Below are 19,612 nucleotides of genomic sequence, written 5' to 3'. Positions count from 1 at the left end.
TGGCGTTCTACCGCAGTAATGTTGGCCAAGATGTCAAACCAGCAATGATGGTGGCCTAAATAAAGGGCAACCATGTGATAGTTGAAACATTAAGCAGATATTCTCCAAAATTGGGGGGTCAAACCGCATTCTGGCTCCTCCACGTCTGGGTGTGTTTGTAAAGGAGTCTATAGCTTGTGCTAAGGGTTCCATAGTACGGTGTAGTAATGCTAATCCTGGTGGCATTTCAGATACTGGTGTATCCTTGACTTGTTCTCTATATCTTTGAACTCCTAGTTGAACACTTTCTCCCTCTAGTTCTAACTGTCTTTTTATCTTATCTTTATCTATAGTCATTTATACATTCTCCTCCTCTAAGAATGATAAACTAGATAATCTTGTGTCCTCCTTCTGTCTATAGGTGGAACACTAAAAAAGACAATAAAAAAGACCATCTAAGAACATAAGTTCTCAAATAGTCTTTTGATTTAACAGGTCAAGTCCTCACCACCCTGGTAGTAACCTGGTGGTAGGTGGATCCAAATTTGGTGGTGATTGGTGGTAGGTTTTCTACCACCTTTTTCCCCCTTACCATTTCCTGTAACCTGCTCTGCTGCGCTTCATATGTGGTGGGCCCTGCAGGATTCGAACCTGCGGCCAAGGGATTATGAGTCCCCTGCTCTACCGCTGAGCTAAGGGCCCAAAAAAAAGTGGCTCCCCGGGTAGGACTCGAACCTACAACCACACGGTTAACAGCCGCGTGCTCTACCATTGAGCTACCGAGGAACGACAATGACATTATAACTGAATCAACGCTGGCTGTCAACAGTGGGGGAGAGTAAAACCACGTGCAATGGCTTCCTCTCCCGCCATCCTTCTCCTCATTCCAAAGTAGGCTACCTGCAGGGGCATCATTATTCTAAGAAGTCCTTCAACTTCTTACTGCGAGTTGGATGCCGCAGCTTGCGCAGAGCCTTGGCCTCAATCTGCCGGATCCGCTCCCTGGTGACACCAAACTGCTTCCCTACTTCCTCTAGTGTTCGAGAGCGACCATCATCGATACCAAACCTCAGTCGCAAGACCTGTTCTTCCCTGGGAGGCAGTGTATCTAAAACACCCTCCAGCTGTTCCCGCAGCATCGTAAAGGACGCTGCCTCCGCTGGAGCCGGTGCATCCTGGTCTTCAATGAAGTCACCCAAATGGGAGTCTTCCTCTTCCCCGATGGGGGTCTCCAAGGATACAGGCTCCTGGGCTATCTTAATGATTTCTCGAACACGTTCCACAGGTAGCTCCATCTCTTCCGCGATTTCTTCCGGAGTGGGTTCACGTCCCAGCTCTTGCAACAACTGCCGGGAAACGCGAATCAGCTTGTTAATAGTCTCCACCATGTGGACAGGAATCCTGATGGTTCGAGCTTGATCGGCGATGGCTCTCGTGATGGCTTGGCGAATCCACCAAGTTGCATAGGTGCTAAATTTGAACCCCTTGCGATAGTCGAACTTCTCAACGGCCCTCATCAGTCCCATGTTTCCTTCCTGAATTAGATCCAAGAAGTGCATTCCTCGACCGACGTACCGTTTGGCGATGCTGACGACTAGTCGCAAGTTAGCTTCAGCCAAGAGGCGCCTGGCTTCCTCATCACCGGCTTCAATGCGCTTAGATAAGGCCACTTCTTCTTCAGCGCTGAGCAAAGCGACCCGGCCGATTTCCTTCAGGTACATCCTAACGGGATCGTCGAGGCCTACCCCTTCGGGAACAGTAAGGAGGTCGTCATCGGTTTCGCCGTTGATGGTGTCCTCATCCCCTGCTTCATAGTCGCTGCTTTCATCATCGACTACGTCGATTCCCTGGGCCGAGAAGTGCTCGTAAATCTCCTCGATCTGATCCGTATTAAGTTCTTCCTCTTGTAGGGCGTCCATGATCTGGCTGTAGCTAAGCATACCTTCCTTCTTACCAACACTGATCAATGCTTGAACTTTTTCATTGTTTACAAGAACCTCGCTGCTCTTGTTCACCATCTTCCCTCCTTCCACATCTTTGTCTTCTAATATATACATACCCTGTCAATTTCCTCTTTAAGCTCCTTAAATCGAATCAGTAGTACCTTTAATGTTGAAATAGCCTCCGAAGGGTGATTACCCTCATTGCCGAGAGCCCTTGCCTTTGCGCCCAGATCTATAACATCCCGTCGCAGCTTAAACTCTACGAGGCGCCGCAGACAGGCATCATAACTCTGCCCTTGGATCAATCGCGGAGCACTTTCCCGCAGCTCATCGACCAGGGCTGCCAACACCCCGGACTGTGCCCGCTTTATTGTATTCGGGAACCGTCCTAACTTTCCTGCCTCCGCCAAGTGAGATATCTCCCGCCACAGCCTGCGGTGCAAGGGATCCTGAAAACCTTCCTCTCCCAATTGCGCTTTGACCTGATGGAACCAGCTAGGATTCTCGATAACTCCGTGGAGCACTACCTTCTCCAACCAAAGAAGAGAATCCTCCAAGGGCTGAAAATCACTGGGATCCCCAGCAGAAGCAGTCCTTGTTCTATCATTCCTTAGCCGTGTAGTATTATTCCTTGTCCTGCTTACTTTCCCTGTTTTTTCCTCATACCGCCTTACTTCCGCTTCCAAGACCTGGGGTGCCACCGCCAGTTCTGTGGCCACCAGACGAATATACTCGCTGCGAGCCACGATCCCCTCTATTTCCGATAAGATCGGTACCACTCGTTCTACAATATTTAACTTACCTTGGGTTGTGCGGGGATCTGCCGACAAAAGTGTGGATCTTAGTTTGTACTCAATGAGAGGCTCGGCCCTGGCAAAGAGCTCCTTGGCAGCCTCTGTTCCCCGGCTGCGAACAAAGGAATCGGGGTCCTCGCCGCCAGGAATGGACACAACCCTAACCGATAGACCTATTTGAGCTAACAAGTCCATACCCCGCCAGGTGGCAGCCCGTCCGGCAGCGTCGCCGTCAAAGGCAACAATCACCTCACTGCAGTGTTTTTGCAGTAATCTGGCCTGTTCTTCGGTAAAAGCCGTGCCCAAGGACGCCACCACATTGGTGATCCCATGCTGGTATAGGCCGATCACATCAGTATACCCCTCAACGACTATGACCTTACCGGTACGGCGAATTTCCTCCTTGGCCAGATGCAGCCCATAGAGGATGGTGCTCTTCTGAAACAGCGGGGTTTCTGGGGAGTTGAGGTACTTGGGTTGAGAATCATCGAGAACTCTGCCGCCAAAGCCCAAGGGACGACCTTGCTCATCGCAAATGGTGAACATCAGGCGACCTCGAAACCGATCGTAGGCCCCGCTTCCCTTGCTGCTGTTGATCACCAAACCAGAGGCAATACACTCCTCATGGGTAAAGCCCTGCTCCAACAACACCTTATATAGGGTTTCCCAGCCCGGGAGCGAATACCCAAGGCCAAAGAGATCAATCATTGGACGATTAATTCCCCGCTCCCGCAGGTAGGCCCTAGCGACAGCAGCCTCGGGAATAAACAGTGCCTCGGCAAAAAACCTTCGGGCAATGTCATGAATCTGCCCTAGTCGACGCCTTTGTCTGGCCCGTTCCCGTTCTTCCGGGGTCAAGGGACGCAGACCTACCTCGATTCCCACCCGCTGGCCTAAGCGCCGCACCGCTTCGGGAAAGTCAAGGCCCTCCATCGCCATCACAAACTGAAAAACATCGCCCCCGGCCTGACATCCGAAACAATGATAAAACTGACCCTCGGGATTAACGTTAAAGGACGGTGTGTTTTCTGTATGAAAGGGACACAGACCTTTATAGTTTCTACCGGCTTGAGTTAATTCTACATAGTCACCGATGACATCGACGATATCAATTTTCTCCCTAACCGCCTCGATCACCGCGTCAGGGATGCGATTAGCCATGTCATCACCCCACCGTCACTAATTCTCCATTACCTCGACCAGAACTGAGGCAAAAACAACCGGGTATAGTCATTCACCGCGTACCGATCTGTCATTCCAGCGATATAATCCACTACTAGCCGAGCCTTGTCACCACCGGGGTCTTGATGCCAGTCGGAGGGCATCTCTTCTGGATGGGTCAGATAATACTCGAAGAGACTACGCAACATCGCCTCAACCTTCTTCTCTTCGCTCTTGGCCTCAGAAGAGCCTACATATACCGTAGCAAACAGAAATTCCCGCAGCTCACTGGTGGCTGCGGATACTTCGGGGCTAAATTCGATCGTCGACTGGTCCCAACTAGAGGAGATGAGATCTTTGACCATGCGATCAATCCGCTCACTCCGATCCCTTCCCAAAACTTCTATGGCCTGAGAAGGCAGCTCTTCTTCCCGCAATATCCCCGCCCGTACAGCATCGTCGATGTCATGATTGATATAAGCAATCCGATCACAGAGGCGCACCACCTGCCCCTCCAAGGTGGAGGGCAGCTCCTGGCCCGAATGGTTGGCGATGCCATCGCGCACCTCCCAAGTGAGATTCAGTCCCCTCATTCCCGGTTTCAGGCGCTCTAGAACATCTACCACCCGCAGACTATGAGTATTATGACGAAACCCCGGTTGATAGATACAATTCAGTGCCGCCTCTCCGGCATGTCCAAAGGGAGTATGCCCCAGGTCATGGCCAAGGGCGATAGCTTCCGTCAAATCTTCATTTAATCTCAGGGCCCGGGCAACGGTGCGGGCAATCTGTGCGACCTCCAGAGTATGGGTCAACCGCGTCCGATAATGATCACCCTCGGGAGCAATGAACACTTGGGTCTTGTCCCTGAGCCGACGAAAGGCCTTACTGTGTAAAATCCGGTCCCGATCCCGCTGGAACTCCGTTCTCACTTCGCACAAGGGCTCAAAGACAGCTCGCCCCTGGGTGCTGCTAGCCTTGGCGGCAAGGGGCGAGAGCCATTGTGCTTCTCTTCTTTCCGTTTGTACCCGCAAATTACCCATAGCTTCAGCCTCCTGTGCGAAGGGTTAGAGACATCCAGCCACAGATACAGCCTCTAGTGGGTCAAATGCAGTCACGGTTAATGGAAGGGCCGGTAATTCAGTTAACAATAGCAAGGCCCACGCAAACAATGCATGGGCCCTGCCAATACCATCTATACTTAGGCAGATTCTTGACTTATCGAGGGTTCTTGATCTGAGCTTGAGCTGCGGCTAGACGAGCAATCGGTACTCGGTAGGGAGAGCAGCTGACATAGTTAAGTCCTACTCTGTGGAAGAACTCAACAGAGTCGGGGTCTCCACCGTGCTCACCACAGATGCCAAGCTTGATCTCAGGACGGGTAGAGCGGCCCTTTTGGACACCGATCTCCACCAACTGACCGACACCCTCTTGGTCCAGGCTCTGGAAGGGATCTCTCTCGAGGATATCCCTGTCACGGTACTCATTGATAAAGGAGCCAGCGTCGTCGCGGCTGAATCCAAAGCTCATCTGGGTCAAGTCGTTGGTTCCGAAGGAGAAGAACTCAGCGTTTTCGGCGATCTTGTCAGCAATGAGAGCGGCACGAGGTACCTCAATCATTGTACCGACATGATACTCTACCTCTACTCCAGCCTTCTCCATGGTCTCCTTGGCAACACGGTCGCAGAGCTCCTTCAGGATCTCCAGCTCGCCAGTGGTACCTACCAAGGGGATCATAATCTCCGGAACAACATTGATGCCTTCCTTGGCTACTTCGCAAGCTGCAGCGATGATGGCCTCTACCTGCATCTCAGCGATTTCAGGATAGGTGATGGCCAAGCGGCAACCGCGGTGACCAAGCATCGGGTTGAACTCCTTGAGGCTCTCGATCCGTGCCTCGAGCTTCTCGACAGGAACATTCATTTCCTCGGCAAGCTCGGCGATCTGCTTATCCTCATGGGGTACGAACTCATGCAGCGGCGGGTCAAGCAGTCGGATGGTCACAGGCAGACCCTTCATCACCCGGAAGATACCGGCAAAGTCAGCCTGCTGCATCGGCAACAGCTTAGCCAAGGCCTTTCTGCGGTCCTCAGCGTTATCAGCCAAGATCATCTGACGAACGGCAGTGATCCGGCCCTCTCCGAAGAACATATGCTCGGTACGAACAAGACCGATACCCTGGGCACCAAAGCCGCGAGCAACTTCAGCGTCGTGGGGAGTGTCGGCGTTGGCCCGTACCTCCATGGTCCGAATCTCATCGGCCCACTGCATCAAGGTACCGAAGTCACCGGAAGTCACTTCAGGCTCAACCAGTTCCATCTTACCGACGATAACTTCGCCATCGGTACCGTTCAAGGTGATCCAGTCGCCTTCCTTGACAACGACGTCGCCAACGGAGAACTGCTTATCGCCAATTACGATATCACCGGCACCGGCGACACAGCACTTACCCATACCACGAGCAACAACGGCTGCGTGGGAGGTCATGCCGCCCCGAGCGGTCAAGATACCTTCAGCAACGTCCATGCCGCCGATATCCTCGGGAGAAGTCTCGTTTCTTACGAGGATGACCTTCTCACCCCGCTCTGCCCACTCCTCTGCCTCCTCAGCGGTAAAGACTACTCTACCTACTGCGGCGCCAGGAGAAGCCGGTAGACCAGTGGTCAGTACTTCATACTTAGTATTCGGATCAATCTGTGGGTGCAGGAGCTGATCAAGGTCACCAGGAGGTACCCGCAAGACAGCGGTATCCCGGTCGATGAGACCCTCTCGCTCCATCTCTACAGCAATGCGAACGGCTGCAGTACCGGTCCGCTTTCCGGCACGGGTTTGCAGCATATAGAGCTTACCACGCTGAATGGTGAACTCAACGTCCTGCATGTCGGTATAGTGCTGCTCTAGCTTCTCGAAGATGTCAGTCAACTGCTTGTAGACTTCAGGCATCTCCTCTTCCAGTTTCTCTAGGGGTTGAGGGGTACGAATACCGGCTACAACGTCCTCACCCTGAGCGTTCCATAGGTACTCGCCGTAGTAATGGCGCTCACCGGTGGCAGGGTTACGAGTAAAGGCAACACCGGTACCGGAGGCTTCCTGGCCTTCGCCGCCCATGTTACCGTAAACCATAGCCTGAACGTTTACTGCAGTACCCCAGTCGCCGGGGATATGGTTGATCCGACGGTAACGGATAGCGCGAGGATTCATCCAGGAAAGGAATACGGCGTTAACGGAGCCCTTGAGCTGCTCCCAGGGATCGGTGGGGAAGTCTTCACCGACGACCTCTTTGTACTTGGCCTTAAACTCGGCAACGAGTTCCTTGAGGTCTTCCGCGGTTAGCTCGGTATCGAGGGTAACTCCTCGAGCATCCTTCTTAGCCTGGATTAGGGCCTCGAACTCATCATGGTCAACTCCCTTGACCACGTCACCGTACATCTGCACGAAACGGCGATAGCAGTCATAGGCAAAGCGCTCATCACCGGACATCTTAATGATACCCTGGACGGTGTCATCGTTCAGACCGAGGTTCAGGACGGTGTCCATCATACCTGGCATGGAAACACGAGCACCGGAACGAACACCGAAGAGAAGAGGATTGTCGGGATCGCCAAACTTGGAGCCCATAGCTTCCTCAACCTTCTTGATATTCTCCTTAATCTGCTCTTCTAGACCTTCAGGCCACTGCCGGTCGTTCTGATAGAACAGAGTACAAACCTCAGTGGTGATGGTGAAACCAGCGGGCACTGGAATACCCAGGTTAACCATCTCAGCGAGGTTGGCACCCTTACCACCAAGCAGGTTCCTCATGTCCGCTCTTCCCTCGGCCTGTTCGCCGCCGAAGAAATACACGTACTTCGCCATTACTGATCCTCCTTTGATATCACCCAGGAACCCCTAGTGAAAACGGGGACCAAGGATAGTTTTCCAAGTTACACACGGTCGAAGCTTGCCCTATTCTCAGGAAACCCGAGAAAACAGGGCACCTCTAAAATCCCATAGACATCGGAATAACCCGTGCATTAGAGTTATGCCTTCTGTCCACGGGAAAGGAAGCTTGACCATTTGTTACCGTAATAGTTATTCGCTACCATTAGCCTGTCTCCTTCTGGCTTCGGGCAAAAAGTCTTAAAGTAACAATTTTGCAACACTTCCCAGAATGGACCCTTACCATATTGGCTATTCTGTTTGCTTGGCAATTTTCAATTAATCCTTACCAATGCTTAAAGTTTCGCTCTTGGAGTTATATTATGCCTATTGGACTACTTTGCGTAGATCTGCCATCTGAGTCATCATCGCCACAACCTTCCCCAGAAGGGCCAAGCGAATATTACGTTGAGTTTCGTCTTCGACCATCACCATCACTTCGTCAAAGAACCGGTCAATGGGCTCCTGCAGTTCCGCCAACATCTCCTCCACCCCACGGTAATCCCTTGCCTGCAAGAGATTTTGCAGAGGCTCTTCCCTGGCTTCCAGCGCGGCAAACAACTGCTTTTCCGCAGCCTCCGTCAAGACAGAATCAGTCAAAGATATCGAGGGAACTCCCTGCTTGTCTACCAAATTAGCCGCCCGATGAAAGCCCGTTAACAGCCGGGTAAAGCTCTCGGAGTCTGCGGTAGACTGAAGAACCTCCAGCCGCTGCAGACAATCGCAGGGGTCGTCACTGGCTACCGCCATTACCGCATCGACGAGGTCATAGCGAAAGCCCATCTCTAGGAGAACACCACGAAATCTCTGATCGAAGAAGTCATGCACCTCCTGCCTGACTTCCTCAGGATTGGTAACCAGCTCACCATAGGCAGCCATGCTCCAGTCAATCAACTGATTAATCGAGATCTCCAGCTTCTGATCTAGAACGATCTGCAGCACCGCCAAGGTTCGTCGCCGCAACCCATAGGGATCCTGGGAACCGGTAGGGATCATTCCCACAGCAAAACTTCCTACGATGGTATCCATTCGATCCGCCAGCCCCACTACTGTTCCCGTTTTAGAGCCGGGCAAATCATCACCGGCAAAACGGGGTAGATAGTGCTCGAAGATCCCGGTAGCAACGTCCTCCCCTTCGCCGCTAAGCTTGGCATACTCCCGACCCATTACCCCCTGGAGTTCGGGGAATTCATTGACCATGTTGGTGACCAAGTCCGCTTTGCACAGGAGGGCCGTCCGGTCAATAGTGCTTTGGTCTTGGTCCCATCCTAAGTGAGAAGCCAGCCTTTGGGATAACTGCCTAATTCTCTGGGTCTTATCGTAAATTGTGCCCAATCGCTCCTGAAATACCACAGCCTTCAGAGCCTCTATCTTGTCGGCCAAAGCCTGAGCTTGGTCCTCATGATAGAAGAATCTGGCATCCGATAACCGGGCTGACAACACCTTCTCATTCCCCTGCTTGACCGTCTCCAAATACTCCGAGCCGCCGTTGCGTATCGCTATAAACAAGGGTAACAGCTGATGATCTCCATCGATTACCGGAAAGTATCTCTGGTGGGCTTGCATGGAAGTAATCAGTACCTCCGGTGGAATCTCCAGAAAGCTGGGATCGAACTGGCCGACGAGGGCCGTGGGATATTCCACCAAACAGGTCACCTCATGGAGCAAGTCGGGATCAATCACCGCAACTCCGCCGGCCTTGGCCGCCACTTCCTCCACTTGGCTGCGAATCATTTCCTTGCGGGTTGCCAAGTCGGCCACCACAAAGCCCCGTTCCATCACCGCTGGATACTCCTGGGCAGTGGCAATGGTGAGCTCCCCTTCCGAGAGCACTCGATGGCCCCGAGTTGTCCGCCCGCTCTTGACACCGGCGAAGGTGAAGTCCACTACTGTCTCACCAAAGAGGGCTGCTATCCACCGCACAGGACGAGCAAAGCGGGTGTCACCGCTACCCCAACGCATACTCTTGGGAAAGGACAGCTGAGAAAGCGCCTCCGCTAGCACCTGGGGCAAGACATCTAAACTGGAACCCCCGGGTTCTTGAATTACGGCATAGACGTATTCCCCCTGCTCCGTCTGCTTAACAATCAGATCCTGGGGCGAAACTCCCGCTCCCCGAGCAAAACCCATTGCGGCCTTGGTGGGATTACCCTCTGCATCAAAGGCGATCTCCTTCGAGGGCCCCCGACGTTCCTGGATCAAGTCCCTTTGATTCACACTCACATCATCAATCAGAACAGCTAATCGCCGGGGAGTTGCGAACTCCCGTAGGGTGCCAAACTCGATTCTTTCCTGCTCCAATCCCTTGGTCACCGCTTCCACTAATTGAGCCAATGCTGGAGCAATAAACCTCGCTGGCAGTTCCTCACAGCCCAGTTCCAAGAGCAATGACTTAGCCATAGTTCTCACCTCTTTCAGACTTCAGCAATGGATATCCTAATTCTTCCCGGGTCTTGAGGTAGGCGATGGCACAGAGCCGGGCAAGCGCACGCACCCTAGCAATATATCCGGTGCGTTCCGTGACACTAATCGCCCCACGGGCATCTAGGAGATTGAACACATGGGAACATTTCAAGACATAATCAAAGGCCGGTAGCGGTAGGTTTTTATCCAGAACAGCTCTAGCCTCTGACTCAAACTTGTCAAACAAGTCGAAGAGCAGGGCAGTATTGGAGTGTTCAAAGTTGTACTTGGATTGTTCTACTTCATTCTGGTGGAATACATCACCATAGGTAATGCCCTGTACCCACTCCAATTGAAACATGTTGTCGACGTTCTGCAGATACATCGCCAGTCGCTCTACACCGTAGGTGATTTCTACAGCAACGGGACGAACATCTTGTCCCCCTACCTGTTGAAAGTAAGTGAACTGGGTGATCTCCATCCCATCAAGCCAAACTTCCCAGCCCAAACCCCAGGCTCCCAAAGTAGGTGATTCCCAGTCATCTTCGACGAAGCGAATGTCATGGGCCTTGGGGTCAATGCCTAGGGCATTGAGGCTTTCCAAATACAACTCCTGAATGTTGTCGGGAGAAGGCTTCATGATCACTTGGAACTGGAAATAGCGCTGCACCCGGTTGGGGTTTTCGCCATAGCGCCCATCAGTGGGTCGCCGAGACGGCTGTACATAGGCTACGTTCCAAGGCTCAGGTCCCAAGGAACGCAGAAAGGTGCTGGGATGCATTGTCCCGGCGCCAACCTCAACGTCGTAGGGTTGTTCAATGATACATCCCTGCTTAGCCCAGAAGGTTTGCAGCGCCAAAATCATCTCCTGCAAATTCACTATCGATCCCTCCCACAAATCAAACTTTTTCCCAGTGAAAAGCGGTCACAAACAGGAAAAGCCCTTCGTCCCGGCCAGGGACGAAAGGCTGTGCTTCCGCGGTTCCACCCTGGTTGGCATCTGAAATCCAGACGCCCACCTTAATTGCCATCGGCTCAAAAGTGCCTTCGCTTCGCTGCCCAGTACCTCTGGCTTCCACCATCCCAGAGTCGCTATAGCCTGTGACAACGGCTACTTGTCTCTCTCATCGCCGTCACTTATAGTTTTGTTCGTAGCTTATTTTGCCCTACGCCCATCCTAGCAAAGGGACCAAATCCTGTCAATACAATCCGATGTTTTGCAGGGAAGTTTCGGAAAGGCCAGAATCTATAACCAAAACCATCGGGAACATATCCTTATTAACGTGGAGGGATTTGCGTGGTAAGAGTTGGGCTAATCGGCTGTGGTATTATCGGTACTGTCCATGCTGCTCGCTTAGCACAAATCGAAAACGTGGATTTCGTGGCCGCCGTTGACATTATTCCGGAAAGGGCAGAAAAGATCGCACAGGAACATGGAGCTCGAGCCTTTACCGACTATACAGACATCCTAGACCTAGTGGATGTGGTGTGGGTCTGTACCCCTCCCGACACCCATCGTGATATTACCGTGACCTGCCTCTCGGCGGACCTTCATGTCTTCTGCGAAAAACCCATGGCGCTATCCCTCGCCGAGGCCGACGACATGATCGCAGCCGCCAAATCCTCTGGCAAGCTATTGGGTATCGGCTACTGCCTGCGATTCCTACCCTGGGCTGACAAATGCCGCCAGCTGGTGGCTGACGGAGAACTCGGTGAGATTTCGATGGCATGGATTGCAAGAATGAGCGATATGCCGGGAACGGATTGGCTGGGAATCCAGGAGCGCAGTGGCGGGATGTTGACGGAACAAACCACCCATAATATCGATTGGCTTCGCTATGTCCTAGGGGATGTCACTAAGGTTCATGGAATGGCCAAAACGGTGCTTCCCAATGTCACCATCGCCGACAACGTCGTTGGCCTGCTGGAGTTTGCCAACGGAGCCATCGGTCAGCTAATGGCCTCTTGGTCCTGCGCCGCCAACTGGATCGATTCAGGGATTGTGGGGACCAAGGGCGTGCTGCGAACGGGACAGGGTGGCAAGATCACCGTTGACAGGTTCGGGGAAGAAACCCAAGTGTATGAACCGGAGTCCCTAGACATGTATCTGGTCCAAGACCAAGCCTTTATCGATGCCATCAGCAATGGTGGAACCTGGCCTATGGACCCCGAAGAGGCTAAGAAGAGCCTTGCCGTCAGCCTAGGAGTGCTGGAGGCAGCCAAGACTGGACAACCCGTTACCCTGTAGTCAAAGCTCTAAGAGCTAACAAGGCAGTCATGGGGATTCCTGGCGGGTTTCCCTGACTGCCTTATTTCCTATATTTCATCCCCTTGCGGATACAATGTAGAATTGAGCCCATCGGTTACTGGCCGGTCATCCTCTCTGTCGACCTCGATGGTACACTGGGTGAACAAACACACCCCCGCAGCAATAATCGCTGCCTTGGGAAGGACCAGGGCACCGGCAACGGCTGCCGTCACAGGAAATTCAACCAGAATTTCGTCCTTGTGTTTGATGCGGATCCTGGTAACGTTACCTTGACGCACCAACTCTCGGACTTTGTCCAGCACCTGCCTGCCCCGAACGGTCCAGGAGTTTTCCCATTCCTCTCGGTACTGTTCCGCCAACACCAGAGCATCAACGACATTCCACTGTGACTTAGTCAATACTTCCCGGCACTCCCGATAGGACAGTCCGGTGCGTTCTCGAACCAAGTCGACTTTCCTCAATTCCTCATCGGTGGGTTGATACATACCATTACCTCCAACCTAAGGACCACCCGCTGGCGGTCTAGGACACGGTCCGAATGGTGTTGAGCCAGCTTAAGGAATTCAAAGGTCGGGCTAACCGGTAATCCATAAACAGGCGGAGGCCCCGTTCCATCTCCTGCAGCATCTCCTCCGACACCTGCAACACCGGCAACCGCTCCACCGGGGTCACCATAAATCGCCGCAGCATCTGTACCGCTCCCAGGGACAGGGGCACCGCCGCCGGATCCTGGGGATGACACTGTCGACACAGCCCGCCCCCCAGTGTGAGACTCAAGCGGGGTTGCTCTAAATTGGCACCGCATTGAGTGCACACATCCAATTGCGGCCGGTATCCCAACAGGCTTAACACATTGATGTCAAAATAACGGGCAACAATCTCGGGCGAATGCCCTCGAGACAAGAGGTGAAAGCATCCCAACAGCAACTGAAAGACCTGGGGCACCGGATCCCTTTCTGCGGTCAATTGGTCCACCACTTCAGCCAGATAACTGGCATAGGCCATTTTCAATAGATCTTCCCGGAGATCGATAAAAGAATGCAGGATCTCACCTTGACTCAAAGTATCAAGGGACTTGCCTTTGAAGATCAGAGCCCGCAGATGGACAAAGGGTGCAGAGACGCCAATCAAACGATTGCGAACCCGTCGACATCCCTTGGAAACCACAGCAACCTTGCCGGCATCCGCGGTGAATATAGTCAAAATCTTGTCTGCATCTCCCAGGTCCTTAGTCCTAAGAACTATGCCCTCAGTACGATAGAGCCCCATTTAATCGACCTTTCATTCATACTTCGGCCGCCTGCGTCGCCAGCTCCGCTGCGGTCCGGTCAGGATTATCCTCTGTCCCGTCAGGTTCAGTAATCAACTGCCGATAGAACATATAATAGCCAATGGCGCCGGTGGCGCAGAACAAATTCCAAAGGACATCAACCGCTGAGCCAACATAAAGTTCAGACTCCAACTGTCTGGTTTGCATGGGACAACCTCCCTATCGCTCTGACAGTGTTTAGTGTTGCCTCCGGTGAATGTCGGTATTCTGATTTGAATTATGGATGGTTGTCAACGGCGGAAAAACCAGGTGATTAATGAAATAAGTAAACTAAGCAGAAGTCCTGTGGTAATGGGAATGTAGAGAGTGAATCCCTTACGTCGGATCAGAATGTCACCGGGCAAGGCACCCAGTCGCGGTACTCGGCCAATAACTAGCACCACACCGCCCAAAATCACTAAGATCAATCCCAGACCAATCAACATCTTGCCTAATTCATTCAACCTCGACACCTTCCTCGTCCCAAATCCGTCGCTGCCTTCTCACTCATCACCAAAGAGCTGAGCCTGCTCATCGGACCTTGCTGTATTGGACTCGGGCTCTTCTAGGCCTAGATGCCGATAACCTGCAGCGGTCACCACCCTGCCCCGGGGAGTTCGCTGCAAAAAGCCAATCTGCATTAGATAAGGTTCATAAACGTCCTCGAGGGTTTCCGTTTCCTCGTTCACCGCTGCCGCTAAAGTATCCACCCCAACGGGACCACCGCCGAATTTCTCGATGATAGTTCGCAGGACACCGCGGTCTGTGCGATCGAGGCCTAAGGCATCAACTTCAAACAAGCTCAAGGCTTCTTGAGCCACCTCTTGGGTAATCACCCCATCAGCCCGAACCTCCGCATAATCCCTGACCCGCTTCAACAGGCGATTGGCCACCCGGGGAGTACCCCGAGAACGCAAACTAATCTCCCTGGCACCCTCAGGCTCCAAGGGAATGTTCAACACTCTAGCCGACCTGGTGACAATATCGGAGAGTTCCGCCACGGTGTAAAATTCCAAGCGGCTGATAACTCCAAACCGATCCCGCAGCGGAGAAGTTAACATCCCGGCTCTAGTGGTGGCGCCCACTAAGGTAAAGGGCGGCAGTTCCAACCGCAAAGACCGGGCGCTGGGGCCTTTGCCGATGACAATATCGACAGCAAAGTCCTCCATGGCCGGATACAAAACTTCTTCGATAGTTCTTCTCAACCGATGAATCTCGTCAATAAACAAAACATCCCGTGGCTCCAGGTTCGTTAACAGAGCAACGAGATCGCCCTGGCGTTCGATGGCCGGACCAGAAGTAGTCCGGATATTCACGCCCAGTTCATTGGCGATAATATTAGCCAAGGTAGTTTTGCCCAATCCCGGTGGACCACAGAGAAGAACGTGATCCAGCGCATCACCCCGCTGCAAAGCGGCTTGCACGAAGATTTCCAGGGTCTCCTTGGCTCGGGTCTGACCTACATACTCCGATAACGTACGGGGACGCAGGGTAGTGTCAAACTCAAAATCATCGGTTTGCCTGACTCCCGATACTACTCGCTCCTCAATGATAACTCATCACTCCCTACGCCATAGCCTTAAGAGCCTGACTTATCAGGTTTTCGGTAGACAAAGGTTTCTGGCCATCTGTAGCCAGCTTTCTTCCCGCCGCCTGCAAGGCACTTTCAGCTTCATCTAAAGTATAGCCCAAGGCCTGCAATGCAGCAAGGGCATCGGCATAAACGTCACCGGGAACAGACTGAGTGGTATCGGGTTCCAAATCCACGACATCGGGGTCGATTTTGAACTTGTCCTTCAACTCCAGACTCAGCCGTTCCGCCGTTCTCTTACCAATACCGGGAATTGTCGATAACTGCTTGATATCCTGATTTACCACTGCCAATTTAAAGGTAGGTGGAGTCATGCTCGACAACACCGACAAAGCTAGCTTGGGCCCCACCCCAGATACGGCGATCAAAGTCTGAAACAGCTCCTTCTCCTCCTTCGTAGAAAAACCATAGAGGAGAATGGCATCTTCCCGTACATGGGTGTGTACGTGAAGGGTGCACTCCCTGCCAACGGAAGGGAGCTGTCTTTCAGTGGACTGGGGCACCACCAGTTCGTAGCCTACGCCACCGACATCGATAATAATACGTTCCAGTTCCCTGCTGTCCACAATTCCCGTCAGTTTTCCGATCAACCGCTTTCTCCTCCCGATAGACTTAACCCATTGCCCCTTGATTGAAAACTTGGGCTGTATTGCCCATGTGAGCATGGCAGATGGCCACCGCCAAGGCATCACTGACATCATCGGGGCGGGGAATCTCATCTAACCCCAGCAATAATCTAACCATGTAGCCCACCTGGTGTTTATCGGCCCGCCCAACACCGGTCACCGCTTGCTTCACCTGCAGGGGGGTATACTCATGTACCGACAGTCCATACTCGGCCCCCGCCAGCAAAGCCACGCCCCGAGCCTGTCCCACCGTCATTGCGGTGGTAGTGTTCCGATTAAAAAACAGCTGTTCCACTGCCATTGTATCGGGACTGTACTTCTTAATTAACACCTCCAGCTCTCGATGAATGTCCAACAGCCGCTGGGCAGTCGTCTGCTCTGGATAAGTACGAATGACCCCATAGGAAATTGCTGTGAGGGTGGTCTTGTGACATTCTATCACACCAAATCCCATGAGCGCTGTTCCAGGGTCAATTCCAATGATTCGCATTTAACACCAACTCACTGTCTTGGAATCCTTGCTTGGTAGATCCTGTTAGCCTGGACTAGAACAACTATTCGCTATCGAGGGGAAGCATTCCTTGTGACCTTGCCCTGGGGGAAACCTCGGCGCGCCAAAGAGTGGCAAGGATCGCCTGCCACTGTTTGGAACCCTTCGCTTATAATCTAGTCCTTACCTTGCTGGCCTCCGGCTTGCGGCCATTTCCCGCAATCCCTCGAGGATCATGTCAATCTCATGCTCGGCAAATTCCTGCCCCAAACGCAGATTTGCCTGCTCATACTCCGGCAACCATTCCACCTCAATGTCCGTGAGGTGCTCTAGACGCCCAGAGATACCTGGGGTTCCAGAATAAATGGCCACTTTGCCCTCATAAATCCCAAGGTATCGGGTACCGGCGGCGGAGGCCGCCTCGCTCAAGTTAACCTTCACCAGTAATCGGTCGGGACTAAGCTCGAGAACGGTCCATTCTGGATACTCCGCGGCAATGTCACCGGAAGCCTTGCCAGCCAGAACCTCGGGAATGGGCTCCGCCGGCAAGGTGTGAACCTCACCATCAATTCCGTCAAAGAGCCTAACCAGCGATGCGCCGGCTTTCAATCGGATATCCTCCGTTGGACTAGGAACAAACTCTGGTTCTGAGGGCGTACTTCTGGAGAGCATCCACAAAGTAGCTCCAGCGCTGCCTACAAAAAAGACCAATGCGATGGCTAGATATATCCACTTGGGCGGGACCTTCATACAGCTCATCTCCTTTAGCTGCTAGTCAGCCCTATTTTGCCCAAGTCCGACAAGAAATATGAAAAACTTACCACGTATAGAAACAAAAAAGCCACCCGGAAAATCAACTCCGGCTGGCTGAGAACCTGCCCTAACTATTCCTAGACTACCTCATCGTAGGCCTCCGGCGGGATATCCGCATTGGTGTAGACCTCTTGCACATCATCGAGATCCTCTAGGGCATCGGTGAGACGGATCACCTTTTTTCCTTGCTCTGCGTCTACCTCTACAGTGTTTTGGGGTACCATCGTTACCTCAGCAGAACTAAAGGAGTAGCCGCTTTCCTCCAGGGCAGTCTTCACGTCCTGAAAATCGCTGGGACTGGTGACCACTTCGATTCCCTCTTCCTCGACAATGACGTCCTCGGCACCGGCTTCTAGAGCCACCATCATCAATTCATCTTCGTCTACGGAATCATCGGCCGCAATCAACAGAACGCCCTTCTTGTCGAACATCCAAGCCACACAACCGGACTCCCCCAGGTTTCCACCATGCTTGGAAAAGGCATGTCGCAGCTCTGAAGCCGTTCGATTCCTGTTGTCGGTCATCGCTTGAATCATCACGGCAACCCCATTGGGCCCGTAGCCTTCATAGACAACTTCTTCGTAGTTCTCGGAATCGCCACCACCAACGCCCCGTTGAATGGCCCGCTCTATGTTGTCATTGGGCATATTTGCCTCTCGTGCCTTATCTATCGCCAGACGCAAACGGAAATTAGAGTCTACATCAGGACCGCCTTCCTTGACTGCTACAGTAATTTGACGGGCGATCTTGGTGAAAATCTGCCCTCGCTTGGCGTCTTCCTTCGACTTCTTATGCTTAATATTGGCCCACTTAGAGTGTCCCGCCATAATTATCATCTCCTTCCCCTAACAATCCCATTGTACCATATCCGCTCCCTAGCTGCGAGTCTGAGCTTGTCGGATTCGCACCACCAGATACCGATAGACAGCCAGCACCAAAACCAAGGCCAATAGGGGAGATAAGCCGCGGTCAAAGAGAATGAAATTATACACTCCATGTAGCAAACTGGCAGCCAATAGCCCCCCGATCACAGCCCAGGGGGAACCGGCACCGATTCGGAGCATACCAAGGCTAAAGCCGACAACTCCAGAAAAGGATGCGTGGGCCAAACTAGTAATTATCGCTCGCAAGGGGCCGATTTCCCAGCCAAAGGAATAGGTGTAAAGGAAGTTTTCCGCGCCGGCAAATCCAAAGGCGGCGGTGGTGGTATAGATAATTCCGTCTAGGGGGCCATCAAAATGAGAGGATTTGTAAACGGTGAAATACACGGCAAGAAACTTAGCCAACTCTTCAATTAGCCCTACACCCAGGACCATAAGCCACAGGCGAACACCGGGACTAAGCACTTGCCCCCAATACTGCGCCAGGGGTACTTCGATTATGCCCGCGGGAATTACAGCCAAAAGGCCGGCGACAAAGGCCCGAGCTAACATCCCGGTAGGCTCAGGTTCCTTACGATCGTAGCGTTTGAAGTACCATACCCAGACCACTGCAGGACCGATAGAAAGAAAAATGAGTACAATTAACTCCACTGTTAGTCATCTCCTTGCCGATAACTAGCCACACATGCGTGAGTTAACGTACCCATGTCTTCACGATTCTAGTTTGGTAATGATTCGTATGGAACTGGTTACGGGTTTCGGCGCAAAAGTGCTCTTCTGGCATAATCGAGACCAGCCACCAAAGATACCGCAACCCCCAGGTTAATTAGCCAATCGGAGCCAGGCAGATCTAGAAGGGCCATGGTCACCCCAATATAGAGGATCACCGTTGCCGACTTACCAAAAACACTGGCACTGACCACCTCTGCCCTCGATACATAAAAAAACGCAGCTCCGATAATCAGGGCCACCTCTTTACCGATCAACACTATTGGCAGCCACAGGGGAACCTTTCCAGCTATGGTCAAAGCAATAAAGGCCGCCGCCATCATTAGCTTGTCCGCCAAGGGATCGAGCAAAGTTCCCAGTCGAGACACTTCGTTCCTCGAGCGTGCCAGGTATCCGTCAAGGGCATCGGTCATCCCCGTCGCTACAAACACTAAAGCGACCCAGAGACGGCTATAGGACACGTCGGAAAAGAAGAAGTATAGGAACACGGGAATCAGCCCGATGCGGACTAGAGAAATTATGTTAGCGAGAGTCATCCAGTTATCCTCCCAAAGCCCAGACAGCAAGCGAACTAGACTTGTGGCCGCTTTCACTGGGAAAGAGGCCACCTTGGTGGGCTTAGGTGGATTTGAACCACCGACCTCACGCTTATCAGGCGTGCGCTCTGACCAACTGAGCTATAAGCCCTTGCTGCTGAGGTTACACT

General features: G+C 52.6%; 18 protein-coding genes and 3 tRNA genes. 1 reads left to right on the top strand and 20 read right to left on the bottom strand.

The window, feature by feature from the left end; genetic code table 11:
- Positions 1-606: 606 nt before the first annotated feature.
- The 8 genes from GX030_05985 to glyQ all read right to left on the bottom strand — a co-directional run bounded on the left by GX030_05985 (position 607) and on the right by glyQ (position 11,078).
- A tRNA-Ile gene (locus GX030_05985) sits at positions 607-681 on the bottom strand.
- A gap of 9 nt (positions 682-690) precedes the next feature.
- Positions 691-765: transfer RNA gene (locus GX030_05980), tRNA-Asn, on the bottom strand.
- 128 nt (positions 766-893) lie between these two features.
- Positions 894-1,997 (bottom strand): RNA polymerase sigma factor RpoD, encoded by a 1,104-nt coding sequence (gene rpoD / locus GX030_05975; GenBank protein ID NLV91925.1) that lies wholly within the window; start codon positions 1,995-1,997, stop codon positions 894-896.
- 26 nt (positions 1,998-2,023) lie between these two features.
- Entirely contained in the window at positions 2,024-3,877 is a 1,854-nt protein-coding gene (locus GX030_05970) for a DNA primase (GenBank protein NLV91924.1), read from the bottom strand.
- 29 nt (positions 3,878-3,906) lie between these two features.
- Positions 3,907-4,920, bottom strand: coding sequence for a deoxyguanosinetriphosphate triphosphohydrolase (locus tag GX030_05965; GenBank protein NLV91923.1), 1,014 nt, complete (start codon positions 4,918-4,920; stop codon positions 3,907-3,909).
- A gap of 175 nt (positions 4,921-5,095) precedes the next feature.
- Entirely contained in the window at positions 5,096-7,732 is a 2,637-nt protein-coding gene (locus GX030_05960; protein NLV91922.1) for a pyruvate, phosphate dikinase, read from the bottom strand.
- A gap of 390 nt (positions 7,733-8,122) precedes the next feature.
- On the bottom strand, positions 8,123-10,195 hold the full coding sequence (locus GX030_05955) for a glycine--tRNA ligase subunit beta (GenBank protein ID NLV91921.1): 2,073 nt from the start codon (positions 10,193-10,195) through the stop codon (positions 8,123-8,125).
- Positions 10,188-11,078, bottom strand: a complete 891-nt coding sequence (glyQ, locus tag GX030_05950) for a glycine--tRNA ligase subunit alpha (protein ID NLV91920.1) — start codon at positions 11,076-11,078, stop codon at positions 10,188-10,190. Before glyQ ends, GX030_05955 begins: the two co-directional genes overlap by 8 nt.
- A 417-nt stretch (positions 11,079-11,495) precedes the next feature.
- Between glyQ and GX030_05945 the strand changes: the two genes are divergently transcribed.
- Positions 11,496-12,446: a Gfo/Idh/MocA family oxidoreductase gene (locus GX030_05945; GenBank protein ID NLV91919.1), complete on the top strand. Its 951-nt coding sequence runs from the start codon at positions 11,496-11,498 to the stop codon at positions 12,444-12,446.
- Positions 12,447-12,514: 68 nt separating this feature from the next.
- On the opposite strand, the gene GX030_05940 is transcribed toward GX030_05945, so the two are convergent.
- The 12 genes from GX030_05940 to GX030_05885 form a co-directional block, all read right to left on the bottom strand.
- Positions 12,515-12,952 carry a DUF4342 domain-containing protein gene (locus GX030_05940; protein NLV91918.1) on the bottom strand — a complete coding sequence of 146 codons (438 nt, stop codon included), beginning with the start codon at positions 12,950-12,952 and terminating at the stop codon, positions 12,515-12,517.
- Between the two features lie 37 nt (positions 12,953-12,989).
- A complete protein-coding gene (gene recO, locus GX030_05935; GenBank protein NLV91917.1) occupies positions 12,990-13,736 on the bottom strand; it encodes a DNA repair protein RecO in 747 nt (248 codons plus the stop codon).
- 16 nt (positions 13,737-13,752) lie between these two features.
- Positions 13,753-13,944, bottom strand: coding sequence for a hypothetical protein (locus GX030_05930; protein ID NLV91916.1), 192 nt, complete (start codon positions 13,942-13,944; stop codon positions 13,753-13,755).
- A gap of 83 nt (positions 13,945-14,027) precedes the next feature.
- Positions 14,028-14,240, bottom strand: coding sequence for a DUF2905 domain-containing protein (locus tag GX030_05925; protein ID NLV91915.1), 213 nt, complete (start codon positions 14,238-14,240; stop codon positions 14,028-14,030).
- A gap of 39 nt (positions 14,241-14,279) precedes the next feature.
- Entirely contained in the window at positions 14,280-15,326 is a 1,047-nt protein-coding gene (gene ruvB / locus GX030_05920) for a Holliday junction branch migration DNA helicase RuvB (protein NLV91914.1), read from the bottom strand.
- A gap of 16 nt (positions 15,327-15,342) precedes the next feature.
- Complete coding sequence (ruvA, locus tag GX030_05915; protein NLV91913.1) at positions 15,343-15,957, bottom strand: Holliday junction branch migration protein RuvA; 615 nt, start codon at positions 15,955-15,957, stop codon at positions 15,343-15,345.
- 22 nt (positions 15,958-15,979) lie between these two features.
- Complete coding sequence (gene ruvC / locus GX030_05910; protein NLV91912.1) at positions 15,980-16,483, bottom strand: crossover junction endodeoxyribonuclease RuvC; 504 nt, start codon at positions 16,481-16,483, stop codon at positions 15,980-15,982.
- Positions 16,484-16,666: 183 nt separating this feature from the next.
- On the bottom strand, positions 16,667-17,233 hold the full coding sequence (locus GX030_05905; protein NLV91911.1) for a hypothetical protein: 567 nt from the start codon (positions 17,231-17,233) through the stop codon (positions 16,667-16,669).
- A 140-nt stretch (positions 17,234-17,373) separates the two neighbouring features.
- Entirely contained in the window at positions 17,374-18,123 is a 750-nt protein-coding gene (locus GX030_05900; GenBank protein NLV91910.1) for a YebC/PmpR family DNA-binding transcriptional regulator, read from the bottom strand.
- A gap of 48 nt (positions 18,124-18,171) precedes the next feature.
- Positions 18,172-18,828, bottom strand: coding sequence for a PrsW family intramembrane metalloprotease (locus tag GX030_05895; GenBank protein NLV91909.1), 657 nt, complete (start codon positions 18,826-18,828; stop codon positions 18,172-18,174).
- 98 nt (positions 18,829-18,926) lie between these two features.
- Positions 18,927-19,442 (bottom strand): CDP-diacylglycerol--glycerol-3-phosphate 3-phosphatidyltransferase, encoded by a 516-nt coding sequence (locus tag GX030_05890; GenBank protein ID NLV91908.1) that lies wholly within the window; start codon positions 19,440-19,442, stop codon positions 18,927-18,929.
- A gap of 74 nt (positions 19,443-19,516) precedes the next feature.
- A tRNA-Ile gene (locus GX030_05885) sits at positions 19,517-19,593 on the bottom strand.
- Between the last annotated feature and the right edge of the window lie 19 nt (positions 19,594-19,612).

The organism is Bacillota bacterium, from assembly GCA_012727955.1.
Lineage (GTDB): Bacteria > Bacillota > Limnochordia > DTU087 > JAAYGB01 > JAAYGB01.
The sequence above is the reverse complement of the archived record's forward strand: the minus strand, read 5'-3'. Positions and strand labels throughout refer to the sequence as shown.

Excerpts from the sequence above, each read along its gene's own strand:
- rpoD (NLV91925.1), bottom strand. The coding sequence starts at position 1,997 with ATGGTGAACAAGAGCAGCGAGGTTCTTGTAAACAATGAAAAAGTTCAA.
- GX030_05970 (NLV91924.1), bottom strand. The coding sequence starts at position 3,877 with ATGGCTAATCGCATCCCTGACGCGGTGATCGAGGCGGTTAGGGAGAAA.
- GX030_05965 (NLV91923.1), bottom strand. The coding sequence starts at position 4,920 with ATGGGTAATTTGCGGGTACAAACGGAAAGAAGAGAAGCACAATGGCTC.
- GX030_05960 (NLV91922.1), bottom strand. The coding sequence starts at position 7,732 with ATGGCGAAGTACGTGTATTTCTTCGGCGGCGAACAGGCCGAGGGAAGA.
- GX030_05955 (NLV91921.1), bottom strand. The coding sequence starts at position 10,195 with ATGGCTAAGTCATTGCTCTTGGAACTGGGCTGTGAGGAACTGCCAGCG.
- GX030_05940 (NLV91918.1), bottom strand. The coding sequence starts at position 12,952 with ATGTATCAACCCACCGATGAGGAATTGAGGAAAGTCGACTTGGTTCGA.
- recO (NLV91917.1), bottom strand. The coding sequence starts at position 13,736 with ATGGGGCTCTATCGTACTGAGGGCATAGTTCTTAGGACTAAGGACCTG.
- GX030_05930 (NLV91916.1), bottom strand. The coding sequence starts at position 13,944 with ATGCAAACCAGACAGTTGGAGTCTGAACTTTATGTTGGCTCAGCGGTT.
- ruvC (NLV91912.1), bottom strand. The coding sequence starts at position 16,483 with ATGCGAATCATTGGAATTGACCCTGGAACAGCGCTCATGGGATTTGGT.
- GX030_05905 (NLV91911.1), bottom strand. The coding sequence starts at position 17,233 with ATGAAGGTCCCGCCCAAGTGGATATATCTAGCCATCGCATTGGTCTTT.
- GX030_05900 (NLV91910.1), bottom strand. The coding sequence starts at position 18,123 with ATGGCGGGACACTCTAAGTGGGCCAATATTAAGCATAAGAAGTCGAAG.
- GX030_05890 (NLV91908.1), bottom strand. The coding sequence starts at position 19,442 with ATGACTCTCGCTAACATAATTTCTCTAGTCCGCATCGGGCTGATTCCC.